The following is a 14,178-nucleotide window of genomic DNA, read 5'->3' on the forward strand; positions in this document are numbered from 1 at the left end:
TTACTCACCCGACTTTTCTTCTAATATCTCTTTTATAATATCAACTGCCCTCAAAACGTCCTGCTCCGTTATTCCCCTGTGGGTGACGAACCGAATCATTCGGTCGTTTCGACCATTGGCCCAAATGCCTTTATGGTACATGTCCTTCAATAAAGATGCCACCGAACATCCGGTATGGTAAAAATCTGCATTGACAATATTGGTATGGATCTGATCCACCGCCACCTGAATTCCCTCAATGGCCTTAAGACCATGGGCCAATACCCTGGCATGGTCGTGATCTTTTTGGAGCCAGTGACGGTATTTTTCAAGAGCAACTATACCGGGTGCAGCTAAAACACCCGCCTGGCGCAGGCCACCACCCAACATTTTACGGTTCTTTCTTGCCCTTTCAATGAAATCCTTTGTTCCCGCCAGCAAACTGCCCACCGGGGCGCTTAATCCCTTGGAAAGACAAAACATAAGGGAATCACAATACTTGGCTATTTCCCTAGGTTCCACCGAAAGATAGAGGGCTGCATTAAAAATTCTGGCTCCATCGAGATGAAGTGGAATTCCATGGGACTTAGCCAATTCGTAGATCTCTTTCATTTTTTCCAGGGGAACTACGGTTCCTCCCGCCATATTATGGCTGTTTTCTAAACAGATTAATCCGGTTTCGGGAAAATGTATATTTTCACTTCTAATGGCCCCTTCAATTTCCTTAAGGGGTATGATTCCGTCGATCCCTTTAATGGGTCTGGCCTGTACCCCGGCCAAACGAGCAATACCAGCCACCTCATAAAGATAGATATGACAGCTTTCTTCAAGAATAATCTCCTGACCTGGAGTAGTATGGGTCATAACGGCCACTAGGTTGCCCATGGTGCCGGAGGGAACAAACAGGGCCGCCTCCTTCCCCACCAGCTCTGCCGCCATTTTTTCCAACCGAATGACAGTGGCATCATCTCGATAAACATCATCCCCCAGGCTTGCCTGACCTATGGCCTCCAGCATTTCCTCGGTGGGCAGGGTAACTGTATCACTCCTTAAATCGATTACTTTTTCCATTTATGAAAGGCCTCCTTTTGTTTTTCTGTGTGCTATTTATTATTATAATCGATTACAGCTTATTTTCCAATGTTACGTTTATTTCAACACCTTTTGTTCACAAAGCTTTCTTAGATTTTCCTTATACCTCTTTTAACTTTCCAGAGTCGCCAGTCATCTATATTTGGGCACAAATATTGCATAATATTTACAATTCCTCGTTAGTTGAGTAGATAAGAGGAATTTCACCTCAAACCTCTCACAGAACTTATACAAACTTTTAAGTTATCCCGAAAAAATCTATTCTTTAATGATTTTTCACTGGTGTATTTGAAAAAGTCGGATAACTTTTTAAAATAAACCATAATGCTTCTTTATTAGTTCTTCATCATCCTCCCATTTGATTCTGGGGTTTCTTGAAATAATAGATTTAATGATGATGTTGCTTTTCCAATAGCGCTTCTATGGAAATATCTTATTTAATGTATTTTCAATCATGGTATATTTTAAGTTGTCTGGTAATGTTAAATTCAAAAAAATAGAGAGTAAAGACTATTATAGCAAATATGTAACGTAATAAATAATTATATGTTGTAAGTTTTAAAAAATCATAAAATTTAATATATTTTTTGTGGATTATATCAACTTTCGACAAAGTTGGACCTGTCAAGAAATTTGTGTAAAGTTATTGCCTAGTATCGTAGATGTTGGGTAATTCTGTCTTTAAATAATACCACTAGCTGATTGAGTACTTTTGCCCAATTCTGGACTGGTCGATCCCATGTTTTCTTAATATCGGTGACTCTAAGATAGACCAACTTGAAGAGTGCTGTCTCACTGGGAAAGGCTCCTTTTCGATTGGTTACCTTCCTTAATTGGTTATGATAGCTTTCTATGGTATTGGTTGTATAGATGATTTTTCTAATATCACTGGGATAGTTAAAGAGATTTTCTACCGATGCCCAGCTGTTTCTCCATACCGCTAACGCGGCAGCGTATTCTTTCCACTTAGTCTCAAAGTCTTGGAATAAGCTGTTAGCTTCATCTAAACTAACCGCTCGATAGACTCCTTTGATATCTTTAGCAAATTCAGCCCAGTGCTTACGGGGGATATATCTGGTGCTATTTCTCATGAGATGAACAATGCACCGTTGTTGGATTGCACTAGGATAGATGGCTCCTATGGCTTCTTCTAGCCCTGGAAGCCCATCTAAAGAAATGAAGATTATGTCCTCTACACCACGGCTCTTGATTTCTTCTAGTATCTGTAGCCAGTGTCTACTGCTTTCATCTTCGGATAACCAAAATCCTAGAACATCTTTACGACCCTCTGGATCAATTCCTATCACGTTATAAAGGGCTTTCTGGCCCGTACCTGACTCTGTTTTTACTGGTGTGTACATGGCATCTACAAATACAAAGGGGTAGCACCTTTGTAGCGCTCTATTACGGAATTCTTTGATAAGGGGAATAATTTTGTCTGTAATCTTTGAAACTGTTTCATGGCTGATATCAAAGCCATAAATGTCTTGGATTGTAGCTTCAATATCTCTTTGGGATTGTCCTTTTGCGTACATAGCCAGGATTTTTTCTTCAATTCTTGCGACATCCTTCTGGCCTTTAGGAACGATGGCAGGATCAAAGGAGGCTTCCCGGTCTCTTGGAACATTAATCTGAGTATCTCCCAACTGACCGATCACGGTTTTGGTACTGTGACCATTACGGCGGTTACTGGTGGTCGCTTGTTTGTTAGCATTTTTGGCGTAGCCAAGGTGATCATCCAGCTCTGCTTCGAGCATGGCCTCCAGGGTATCAGCAAACATGTCCTTAAGAGCCTCCTGAATGTCCAGGGCAGACTTGATCTCATAGTTTTGAAACAGATACTTCATTACTTCGTCAGAAGCGGGATTACGTTTTTTCTTAGCCATAGTGTAAGCCTCCATTTTGAATTAGGTAGATTATATCATAAATCTACTTTACACAAATAATCTTACACCCTCACAAAGTTCACTAAATGCTTATGATATTATATAATAAAATATAAGCGCTTATAGTTTAAAAATTAAAAGCAAAGGAGAATTTTAAATGAAAAAAACAAATAAAGCTAGTATATCAATATTAACAGTTATATTATTACTAGTTAGTATTTTACCAACGTTTGCAAGTAATGATAATTTAGAAACTTATAGCTATTCAATAGCAGGTGATAAGGGTATTATAAGGGTTGTTGTCGATAATGGAAATGAAAAAGTTGTTGAAAGAACAACTGCAGACGGCAGAATAATAGTAACAATATTTGATAAAATAAACAATAAGTTAATAAGAGAAGAAAAAGCCAATGGTATTTTTCGTAAAATAACAAATAGTCGAATAGAGATAGATTTAAGTACTATTGAAGACAATTCCAATATTATTACACCTACATCGATAGAGGAAGAATTTGAAGAAACATTTAGAAGTAGCATATTTGGTACCTATATTTTTAAAAGAAGAGATGTGGTAACTTCATCAAATCATCTTGTTTATCTTGACTTATCAATAAAAAATGATAGTTTATATTCTGGAGGACTTTTATATTCCAATTCATCAGATAGATATATTATTAATAAAGGTGAGGACTTTAAGTATAATGTTAAAAATGCTGATACTTTCGGTACTAACTTTAATTTTGATTTATCTGAAGCAATGACGTTAGCTGGCACAACAAAGAGTTTATCTGCGATTCAATCATTTGTTGCACTTACATCCGTTGGATTGGCAAATAGTATCCAAAGTTTTTATGCTAGCGATTATGAAGCTGCATTTCTTGATTTACTATTTGCATTTACTGACGTTGCAATTCCATATTCGTCATTTGCAGTGAAAGGGGCAGTAGTATCAGCTAATGTTCATAATTGTAATGCTATTTTTAAACAAATTAAAGATTTAATATAGTATATAAAAGGGTCTAAGTTTTAATAACGAAAATTATCATTGTAGCATTGTTGCAGTAGTTTTATATGTATATATTTATATAAAATGGGATTTGAACACGATTTATTTTTCGAAAGGTAGTGTAAAATAATCTGGACTTAAGTGAAATAAATACTCTTTTCTGGTAATAATTAACTAATAAAAATTAAACCAGGAAGGAGTATTTTCTATGAGTACAGTACTAAAAAAAGTATTAATAGAAATTTATCACTGGAGGTGATTTTAATAACAACAGGAGATTTACAAATATATTTAAAAGAACTATCAAAGAAGGCTTTATGACATTGGCCTGACGTCTCCTTAATCACCATTATTTCATCAATAAAACCTTCATACATATGACATAACAACTCGTAATCGAAAAATGTATGAACAGTATTTCATCCATTTTTTAGTAATTACCTTGAAGTTTTCCTACAATAATTATAAATAAAATGGGTATGCTAAGTAAGAATAACAAAAAAATCCAAACCCCCCCTATAGTAATCATACTTCTTTTTATCTTTTTCCGTTCTTTATCGTTTTCAGATGTCTTATATGAATAATAAGAATATATTATAAAGGCAACAATAGCTGCAGCTAATCCAATCAAATGCATAAAGTAGTCTCCTCCTTTATCAAGCTATATTATGTTCAACTTGCCATTATTTTTATTTTAAATACTCTTTCTATGTAAAATATATTATATAGAGATTAATAACAAATTCTTTATATAAAAGAATACCTTCCCCGTCAATTATTTTTTTATTGATTTTTCACCAATTGAAATATTAGAAAAAAAATGCCTAATATTCCTAAAACGAATATTAATAAATATTGAATAAATATTACATCTACCCATTTCTTATCAGATTTTTTTTTGTTCTCACTACTCTTAGAATTAATAAATCCTTTAGCTATAAAGAAAATTACCAATAAACTTGTTATACTACTAAGCAGCTTAAGCAAAATACCTCCCCCAAACTTTTTTAAGTATTGACCATCTAACATTTGATAATCTAATATAGCGTTACTTTAATTAAAATAAAATGTTATTTAAGTATTTATACTTTTTCTTCTGTTCTTTTTAATGACTAAGAAATATAAAATCAATTCGCCAAATTAGCATCCAATTCCTAAAAATACTAAGACATAATCCGTCTTAATGTTATTATAATTAAATTTGTTACTCGTAACCTACTACCACATACTTCCAGAATTTTAGAGGTAATAGGTTTGATTAGCATATACAAAACTAGCAAACATCATCACTTTTTACCTATTTTACCTACATATTTTTAATTATATCATTCTATGGTTTAATTTTACAAGCAATTTATAATGCCCTCAGCTTTGATTTATTAATTTATATCTATCTTTAAATTACCTTCTCCTTTTATGGTAGGCCTCCTTTTGTTTTCTATGTTCAATGTTACGTAGGACTGCTCTTTTAAACAAAAAAATCTGGCATCCCAAGATACCAGATTTGAATAATAATAGTTAATCTTGTTCTCTATTGATCGATACAAAGGGTTCATTGACCTGCGGCGGGAATAATGGTGGGAATTCATCTCCGCAAATCGGTCTTTCCCTTGGCGTTTGCTTACAGAATCCTGTACTGAGTACACATAGCTGTACAGGCACCTTAATTTTCTTTTCACAGGTAAGGCACAGGGCCAAAATCAGGTTAACCTGTACTTCACCGGTAACAGGATTAAAGCTAATATCTCTTGTAATACTCTGGGTAGCGAGTCTGGCCCGGAATAAAATATTACAAAACTCTGTAAACTGAGGCAGGAATGAAGAATCGAATACTGAAGGCATACAAAGCTCAAAGAAGTTTGTTAAGACTTGTTTAACCGGTACCCTTCCAGTTAATGTAGCTGTTTGCGTATTTCCCAAGGCGTCGATGAATTCTACATCAATTTCCACTAATACTGATCCGGTAACGGTAATTTCCTGAGAACCAAAGATAGGTGTTCCCAGACCTTCTTCGTCACATTCTTCAGTGTCGGTATAAATAAGATATTGTAGTAAACCAGCCGGCCCAGGTACGACAACCGGATTACCCCTTTCATCGGTAACAAATTGTGCTCCCGACAAGGTGGTTTTGGGAGTAATGGTTAGATTCTTAGGATCGTTAATGTTGTTAGGATTAAAAAACTTTCTGCTTCTTATATCCAGCACTCTGACAATTCTAGATTTAGGACCGCATTTTGATGCGGGCAGATTGCTAAAGCAAACCTTGGAAGCAGGCTGTAGTCCTGAGAGATTAAAGGTTACAGAATCATAAACCTTGTCAACAAAAATACATTCACCAACAATTTTGTCCAGACAGCCGTCAAAATAACAACCGGTATCAGCTACACAACATTTATCATCTATTGATTGGACAACTGCATCTGTATTGTTTCTGCAAGACATTAAACTCAACTCCTTCTTTATTAAAATTATTTTGTTTATCTACATCTTCGCTTAATGTAAAATATGTATCGGTCGCTTTTTAGGTGCTAGTTATCAGTAATTTTTATTTTGAAATTGCATATATTTTACTAAAATCTAATAGGAAGTGATTCTATGCCCTTAATTGGTAGACATGAGTATTTATTACAAACCACGAAAGCAAAAAGATATAACCTTTATTTAGATCAACATAAGGACTTATACTACATTTCATCCAATGAAAATCGCCAATGGGCTGAAAAAAACCAGGTTTTTTCCATGGCCTGCCATAGCTTTGATGTCGATTTAGCCCCGGATGACAGCATTCATGCGGTAAGCTGCCATACCAACGGTTTTGTCTATTACCATTGGCTTTTTAAGGGTACGTGGAAAAGCAAGGAGGTATTTCAGCATCCGTTATCAGAAAAAGTTCTTAGCTGCAGAATTAAATCTATCCTCGGACAAACCCATCTTGTTTTTATGCTAAATCACGGCAAAAAAACAACCCTTTATCATTATCTTTTAAAGGCAGATACAGATGAGTGGGTTAAAAGCAACATTACTGATTTGAGCTTTAATAAATATGTCAACCCGATAAATTTATTGACGAATGGAAAAGAGAATAGTCCTTTGCTCCTGTTTTATAGCTCCCTTGTAGGAAGACACGAGCAGATTTATTTTACCGGCTATGATATTTCAGAAAATAGCTGGTTTAAACCAAAGCAGCTGACAGATATCAAAAGTACAAAGCTCTACATGGATTGCCTGATGGATCAGCGTGGAACCCTGCACCTAACCTGGAGTGATTATGAACAGGATACCCTATCTGTTCAATACCTCCGTATGGAATCTGACTCCATTAAAACCCAAACCCAAAGAAAAACCCTTTCTAAACCCTTAAACTGCTCCTTTCCCCAACTGATTCTGTTGCAAAATCAGCTCTACCTTATTTGGATTCAATTTAATCATCTGACCAGGGCCATATCAATGGATAATGGGAAAACCTGGTCTAAACCTGAAAATATTAAAGGAAGTAAATTGAAACATTTTAAACGCTATCGTTATATTAGCAATTTAGCTGAGGAAAAGGAAATCAAGGGACAATTTTTATACGGTACCCTGTATCCGGGAATTCAGTTTTTAGGCTTGGGAGGTGACATGGATTATGATGAAATATCAGTTGATAAATCACAACTTCATACCGAAGGAGACCAATAAGGCTGCTGATGCTCCTTCACCTGACGTCAAGGGAAAAATACATCCGGTAGTTGAACGCACCATTGTAGAGTCCCAGGAGCTTCAGAGCTTAAGGACACAATTGAGTCATTCTGAAACACAGCTTATGACCATGGAATACGAGCTTTTAAATTCCAAAAATATAGTTAAGGATCTTGAGGAAAAGCTCAGAAGGTATGAGGTCCTAAAGGAGGAAATCAACCAAGTAGATAGTTTAAATAGTGAAATTCAGCGATTAGCCAGAGAAAATGAAACCCTGAAGGACGACCTGAAAAAAAACCAAGACTACATTCAGACGCTATATTTTATTTTGCTGATTCTGGCAATACTTTAAGCTTACAAAAAGGAGCAGCCAACGCTGCTCCTTTAAAGCTTTTTATTGCTAATGAATGATTTTTCGATACCAGCCAACTTTTCTAATTTCTTGATTTTCTAGCTGAAAATCCATTTCCTGTGGCAATTGAATTTGAATTATCCGCTCCTTGGCTTCCCTAGACAATAGGGAAACTAAGTTCTTTTTTAACAAATCCAGATAGGCCTGATCAAAAAGTCTGTTGGCTTCCACAAAAACAGTATACTTTATGGCTTTGCCTTCCTCTTTTTCCTCCCTGGCTAATATCAGTTTGGATTTTTCCATGGTATAGGCTCTTAAGCTGATTGCTTTCTTATCTCGTTGGTATTTTTTTACCCAATAATCTATCGGATAGGATCTGCCAAGGCTTAGGCTGTCTTCAAAGGCCATCCAGTTTTTAGGTAATGACACCTTCTTAAGGGCATTTGGCTTAATCGCTGTTTTGCCAGGCTGAATGGTTCCTTTTAACACTACTGTTTGCTCAAAGGGTAAAAAACCCATTAAGGACAGATGATGCTCCTCTAAATTTGTTGAAAGGCTGCTGATATCTATACACTGATAGGCATTTTTTTTAACCAGGGCCTGTAGTGCGGCGGCAAGCTGAGTTAAACCGGCCTTATGCTGGTAAGCCGGCATAACATACAGATCATAGATAAACAAATAGCTTCCATAGGGCATTGCCTCACTATGGCTACTAAAGCCTGCATATCCCGCCAAACGATTTTCTTCCATGATGAGATAAAAATGATCCCCTTCAAGCCAGTCTCGTTTCTGATAATCCTTTATCATTTTTTCTATTTCAGGGGGGACTCCCTTTTTGATTTGATTATGGGCAATGAATCGAAGGCCTCTCTGCTTGTTATTGTTTTTAAAATACCCTTTTCTCTGCTCAATTTTTTCAAGCAGGCCCTTCAGCTCCATAATCATAAACCTTCTAAAGGCTTCCTCTCCTTGAAGCCTCCCCCCCTCAATCGCTCTGGTAAGATATACCTCTACCGTTAAACCTTCAGCCTCTGCAAGGGCATGAACTATTTCATAGGCTTGATCAGACAATTCTAACATTAGCTTCATAGCCTTTTTCCCTCCTCAATAAATGATTATTGCAGAAAGGGAAAAAATATTCAATTTTAAGGGTTCCTAAACTGATTCAATAAAATGTTTAGTAATATATTCACTGGTCATTAGAGCTAGCATGGCTCCATAGCTCAAGTTAAATACAACCTCATCCCCCACCCCATAGGGATGCCGGCAATGGGTTAAATCAATAATTAAATGATCACTGCTGCCCCCCAATACCTGGATAGAAGTATCCAGGGGATAGACCGGATGGGTGGCAGTATCCTGCTTTCCAACGGCCAATATGGCCCGCTTCAAGGTACCCCGCTCCTCGAACACAGGAATATTTCCAAAGGCATCCCTGCCGATCACTCCGATAGGAACCGAAGGCTTCTCTTTAATTTCTATAATTTCCGCCACCAATTGCAAAGCATCCTGATAGGTATCCTGAATTGAATTTCCCCGGGCACTTTCAGTTCCTAACAAAATTGCCTCTCCCAGCCTTAATTGATTGATTCCCTTTGGCACTCGGTTTTCCAGCAGCAAATGAATACTACTGGAATTACCTCCACTGATAATTTCCATCGGGTACCCCAAAACCGACTCTGCCACCCTGGAAAGGTCGATCAGCCGCCCTAAGTTGACCTCATCGGGAATTACCCCTCCGAAACAGGTTAAATTGGTCCCCACACCGGCCACTTGAATATGCCTTAAAGACTTAATTTCCTTAAGAAGCTCCCTTAGCTCCTCCTCATGGAATATACCTTCCCTAAGATCCCCCAAATCGATCATAATGATAATACGGTGGCCCTTCCCCAGATCCTCAGCGGCCCGGTTAAGGGCCTTAATAGTTTTTAATTCCGAATTCAAGCTGATATCTGAATATTTTACCACCTCCAGGGCCTGGCTAACCATCGGCAGCCTGAGGAAAATCTTTTCCGCCGGAAGCTCCTGAAGCCTATAAAAATTCTCGATTCTCGAATCAGCCAAATATTGGACCCCACCAGCTGCTAAGGCAGCAGCAATCCTTGGATGGGCACATACCCCCTTTGTAACGGCAGCCACTTGGATATCAAACTGATTACACAGCTTTACCATGGTGGCAGCATTATGCTGAAGCTTTCTTAAGTTAATGTTTATTCGTGGATTCACTTTACTCACTCCCGTTTTAAAGCCCCAGACTGTTCTTTAACAGACTAAAGGCGGGATCAGGATAGGCCTTGGCCAAAACCCCCAGAGAAGCCATGATATAATGCTGATCTATTAAAACCCTTGCTTCTTCTGTAGGATACATGTGGTTTTGTCTCTTTTTCTTTACTAGTTGTGTCAGTATTTCTTTACCCCTGGGCAATCTGGTCAGGGCTCCGCCTGTTCCTATTATATATTTGACATTAGACAGATCTTTCCCTTCTGCTATCGTGGTTTTTCCCCCAGGACCATATAAATTCCTGATTTTACCGCCATGCCGCTGAAGGGCTGTTTCTACCGCTTCTTGGGTAAGTCGTTCTACAAATTTTATTTCCTCTTCAGACTTGGGAATCGCCCTGTATTCAGTCATAACACCCTCTAAGTCGAAGCCCAGCTCCTGCTGAAGCCTATCTCTCCCGATCCGCTCTACAATATTGTTCATATTTACAAAAACCCCCAGGTCTCCTTCTACCGTTCTTTTTGCCAGGGGTTCAGGACTAATTAAAATTCGATTGATTTCCTCGCTGCCTTCGGTCACAGAGTGTAAATCCGTCGTAGCTCCCCCCACATCGAAGGTGATTAAATCACCAATTCGTTCCTTCAATAGCTTTGAAGCCTCCATGACGGCTCCCGGAGTGGGGATAATGGGGCCCTTTACCATTTCTCGAACCTTGGCCATTCCCGGGGCATGAACAATGTGAGCTTCAAATACCTCTTGAATGACGGCCCGAGTGGGCTCAATATTCAATAAATCAATCTTTGGGTAAACATTTTCTACGCAGTAGAGCTGCTGACCGGTTTCCATAAAAATTTCCCGTATTTCCTCTTGATTTTCGATATTCCCAGCATAAATTACAGGAATCTTTAAGGCTAATGAAGCAATCTTTTCTGCATTGTAAAGGGCCGTTTCCCTTTCTCCATAATCGACCCCTCCCGCTATTAAAATAATATTGGGGTTAATTTCCAACAACTTCTTTAAATCCGTTCTTTTCAGCCTTCCCCCGGTAATCTGATGAATCAGGGCTCCTGCCCCCAAAGCGGCCTCCTTGGCTGCCCTGACGGTCATATCATAAACCAGCCCATGGACAGTCATCTTTAGTCCTCCGGCAGCACTGCTGGTGGCCAGCATTTCATTATAATCAATGGTATCAACCTTAAGGCCTTGCCTTAAATCTTCAATGGCCCCCTTTAAACCGACAGTAACATCCCCTTCCAGGACGGTGGTTGGGGCCTGGCCCTGACCGATAAACTTCGGTTCAGGGCCATGAATTCCCATAAATCCATTTACCACTGTGGTTGTACTGCCAATCTCTGCTACTAAAACATCAATTTTCATTTTTTATTTCCCTTCTTCTTTTTACAAGGAAACTGGCCACGTGGCTCCCCTTCGTTCCTCGACCAAAGCCTCCGTCAACCCCCTGCTCAACAGCCAGCTCCGGAGTTACCTGGGTACCGCCGCAGGCAATAATAATCCTTTCTCGAATCCCCTTTTCAATGGCCAATTCATGGATTTTTTTCATGTTTTTATAGTGAACATCGTCATGACTAATGATGGTAGAAGCCAATATTGCATCGGCATTTAATTCAATGGCTGCATCCACCAGCTTTTCAATTGGAACCGAGGTACCTAAGTAATGACATTCAATTCCATATTTTTCAATTCCACCATGCTTAATATCAATAATCTCCCTTAAGCCTACGGAATGTTCATCCTCGCCAACGGTTCCCGCCACAACCTTCATCGGTTCATTTTCAATAGCTGTCCGTATTTCATCCTCTGACATTTCAACAGGCTCAGGGGGAATCACCAGGCTGGCTGTATCAATGGTAAAGGGCACTCTTCCCTTCAATTCAATCCGGGTCCCTTCTGAAGGGTGCATTACCTCACGATGAATGACCTCTACATCCTCCAGTCCCATTTTTTTAGCCATTTCTATGGCGGCAAATTCAGCAGTTCGTTTTTCCACTGGTAAAAAGAGGTTTAACATCACATAGCCGTCCCCTGCCCATTCTACCTCTGGCTTTATTTTGCTGGATTCCCTTAATTCTCTGGTTTCTTCTAATCTGACATTTACATTATCACTGTCATCCAGCTCATCAATATAAGGAATTTTTTCCGGTCGCTCAAAGGTACAGCCATCAATTACCTTTGACGGCTCATCCTGTTCTGTTAATCCATACTGGGCTTTATTATTGTATCCAAAGTGGGCCGATACCGGGGCAAAATAATCTTCATCCCGCTCATAAATTGTTCCCGCTCCTATTCCAGCATCGATTTTTCTTGCGATCCCGTCACCGTTTCTTTCGGGGTAATGGCCGGAATCTACAAAAAAGCCCTCTTCAACCGCCTTAAAATAGCCTCCGGCGGCCAGAACCTCTTCCATAAAAAGCACTGCCCTTTCCTTTAATTCTCTAGCCTTTTCCCGCAGGGGTCCGGCCTCCTTCAGAGAAATCATTTCCATCAGACCATCCATCCCCACCAGGGCCTGCTTGGCTGTATCGATGGCCTCCATGTTGTAAATATGCCATGGTACATTTCTTCCTTCATCGGGAGTAATGGTGGACTGAATATCGGCCCTGGTCAGCCTTGATACCAGAAGATTCAAAACATGGGTTACAGTGGCTTCTCGAGTCGATGATTCCATATATTTAGTATTCATTTGAGCCCGCATTTTGTATTCCCTAAAGAGTTCCCTCAGGGCAACAGCATAGGGAAGGTCAAGGGTTAAGCATGGAGCCGGGGGGGCTGTCGGGGGTACAGTCGATAAACAGATATTTTCCTTTTTCATACCCACCTTGGCTGAATATACCGAGTTAATCGCATGCTGCACCATTAGCTCAGGCATTACCTTCCAGGCTTCACGGGCGGTGGCATTGGCGTTATGGGCCCCATCTATTTGAGCTATATCTGCCCAGACCATTACCCTTTTAGCCTCAGCGGCATCAACAAAGGATCGTATCATATTGATATTACGATACAGTACATTGTACTGTGGGTCTTGATGGGCGCCATTAACCCCTTCTTCCGCAAACATGACAGCAATCTCTGGGCCAGCCACACCACTGATATAGGAATGATAGTTAATGGGCCTGCCAACCTCCTCTTCAATCAAATCCAGGGCCTTTCGCTGGGCACGAACCTGCTTTCTGGTAATGGGAATTCCTCCGATTCCCTGGGGAGTACCCTCTATTAAACCATCAAAATGGCTTTGGCCGGCGGTTCGAATTACCATAATATGATCAGCCCCATGCCATGCGGCCATCCTCATTCTCCTAATATCATCCTCAAAACGTCCTGAAGCTATCTCGGTTGTAATGACCTCATCGGGCTGAGGGTCAATATCACCAAAATATTTGGCTGACGGCAGCGGGACACTACTTTTTAAAGGCTCTGAGGTATTTTGGTAGACAAAGGGCCCCATTTCTTGATTTGTTTCATGCTTTCGCCATACCCAGCCCCTTCGTTTGGGTCGGTAGTTTTCTAAATCCTTCAGTAGATTTTTTATATCAAGCTTCTCATTGTGCTTTAGCTCCATTACCGGGCACCTCCTTTAAATAGGGTGCAGGCTTCATCCCACAATCTTCCCTGGGCCAATTCCAGGCCTGCAGCTCGAATTTCCATGGCCTTTTCCCTGGCCAGCCGATACACCACATGACCTGCTCCCTTTCCCATCAGGCCCCGATCCATAACGCCCTCTACAATGGCCTTGGCTTCTATACTGGAGAAGCCCATTCTCATTAAAATAGAACGTTCAATGGAAGGACTGGTATGCCGATAGGCCAGTTCAATCATTGGATTTACAATTTCCTCTGCCAGCTGCCAAAACCTCTTTTCCAGCTCCGCTTCACTGAGATTAGCCAGATGGCTTCTTCTGCTTTGAAAGTCATCCCCTCGCTTCATTACGACACCTCCGTTGTTATTC

13 protein-coding genes are annotated in these 14,178 nt (G+C 39.7%); 3 read left to right on the forward strand and 10 right to left on the reverse strand.

Annotation, left to right across the window (positions count from 1 at the left end; genetic code table 11):
• Together ltaE and ACYQ1I_RS16670 are read right to left on the reverse strand one after the other, a co-directional pair.
• Positions 1-1,050, reverse strand: coding sequence for a low-specificity L-threonine aldolase (gene ltaE / locus ACYQ1I_RS16665; RefSeq protein ID WP_459767328.1), 1,050 nt, complete (start codon positions 1,048-1,050; stop codon positions 1-3).
• A 671-nt stretch (positions 1,051-1,721) separates the two neighbouring features.
• Entirely contained in the window at positions 1,722-2,957 is a 1,236-nt protein-coding gene (locus ACYQ1I_RS16670) for an IS256 family transposase (protein ID WP_459767330.1), read from the reverse strand.
• A 157-nt stretch (positions 2,958-3,114) separates the two neighbouring features.
• On the opposite strand from ACYQ1I_RS16670, the gene ACYQ1I_RS16675 reads away from it, so the two are divergent.
• Complete coding sequence (locus tag ACYQ1I_RS16675; RefSeq protein ID WP_459767332.1) at positions 3,115-3,963, forward strand: hypothetical protein; 849 nt, start codon at positions 3,115-3,117, stop codon at positions 3,961-3,963.
• Between the two features lie 430 nt (positions 3,964-4,393).
• Here ACYQ1I_RS16675 and ACYQ1I_RS16680 read toward each other — a convergent pair whose 3' ends face one another.
• The 3 genes from ACYQ1I_RS16680 to ACYQ1I_RS16690 form a co-directional block, all read right to left on the reverse strand.
• Positions 4,394-4,600, reverse strand: a complete 207-nt coding sequence (locus ACYQ1I_RS16680; RefSeq protein ID WP_459767333.1) for a hypothetical protein — start codon at positions 4,598-4,600, stop codon at positions 4,394-4,396.
• A 146-nt stretch (positions 4,601-4,746) separates the two neighbouring features.
• Complete coding sequence (locus ACYQ1I_RS16685) at positions 4,747-4,992, reverse strand: hypothetical protein (protein WP_459767335.1); 246 nt, start codon at positions 4,990-4,992, stop codon at positions 4,747-4,749.
• A 489-nt stretch (positions 4,993-5,481) separates the two neighbouring features.
• Positions 5,482-6,405, reverse strand: coding sequence for a hypothetical protein (locus ACYQ1I_RS16690; protein ID WP_459767336.1), 924 nt, complete (start codon positions 6,403-6,405; stop codon positions 5,482-5,484).
• 153 nt (positions 6,406-6,558) lie between these two features.
• On the opposite strand from ACYQ1I_RS16690, the gene ACYQ1I_RS16695 reads away from it, so the two are divergent.
• Both ACYQ1I_RS16695 and ACYQ1I_RS16700 read left to right on the forward strand, forming a co-directional pair.
• Entirely contained in the window at positions 6,559-7,641 is a 1,083-nt protein-coding gene (locus tag ACYQ1I_RS16695; RefSeq protein ID WP_459767337.1) for a hypothetical protein, read from the forward strand.
• Complete coding sequence (locus ACYQ1I_RS16700) at positions 7,589-7,993, forward strand: hypothetical protein (RefSeq protein ID WP_459767338.1); 405 nt, start codon at positions 7,589-7,591, stop codon at positions 7,991-7,993. Before ACYQ1I_RS16695 ends, ACYQ1I_RS16700 begins: the two co-directional genes overlap by 53 nt.
• A 48-nt stretch (positions 7,994-8,041) precedes the next feature.
• Here the strand turns inward: ACYQ1I_RS16700 and ACYQ1I_RS16705 are convergent, their stop codons facing one another.
• From ACYQ1I_RS16705 to ACYQ1I_RS16725, 5 genes are all read right to left on the reverse strand, one after another.
• The gene (locus ACYQ1I_RS16705) at positions 8,042-9,082 is read right to left on the reverse strand and encodes a GNAT family N-acetyltransferase (RefSeq protein WP_459767340.1); all 1,041 of its coding nucleotides are present in this window, start codon (positions 9,080-9,082) and stop codon (positions 8,042-8,044) included.
• Between the two features lie 66 nt (positions 9,083-9,148).
• Positions 9,149-10,219, reverse strand: a complete 1,071-nt coding sequence (orr, locus tag ACYQ1I_RS16710) for an ornithine racemase Orr (RefSeq protein ID WP_459767342.1) — start codon at positions 10,217-10,219, stop codon at positions 9,149-9,151.
• A 16-nt stretch (positions 10,220-10,235) separates the two neighbouring features.
• Positions 10,236-11,591: a GlmL-related ornithine degradation protein gene (locus ACYQ1I_RS16715; protein WP_459767343.1), complete on the reverse strand. Its 1,356-nt coding sequence runs from the start codon at positions 11,589-11,591 to the stop codon at positions 10,236-10,238.
• A complete protein-coding gene (oraE, locus tag ACYQ1I_RS16720; RefSeq protein ID WP_459767344.1) occupies positions 11,581-13,791 on the reverse strand; it encodes a D-ornithine 4,5-aminomutase subunit OraE in 2,211 nt (736 codons plus the stop codon). Before oraE ends, ACYQ1I_RS16715 begins: the two co-directional genes overlap by 11 nt.
• Positions 13,791-14,156: an ornithine aminomutase subunit alpha gene (locus tag ACYQ1I_RS16725; protein ID WP_459767346.1), complete on the reverse strand. Its 366-nt coding sequence runs from the start codon at positions 14,154-14,156 to the stop codon at positions 13,791-13,793. Before ACYQ1I_RS16725 ends, oraE begins: the two co-directional genes overlap by 1 nt.
• Between the last annotated feature and the right edge of the window lie 22 nt (positions 14,157-14,178).

The organism is Alkaliphilus crotonatoxidans, from assembly GCF_054658015.1.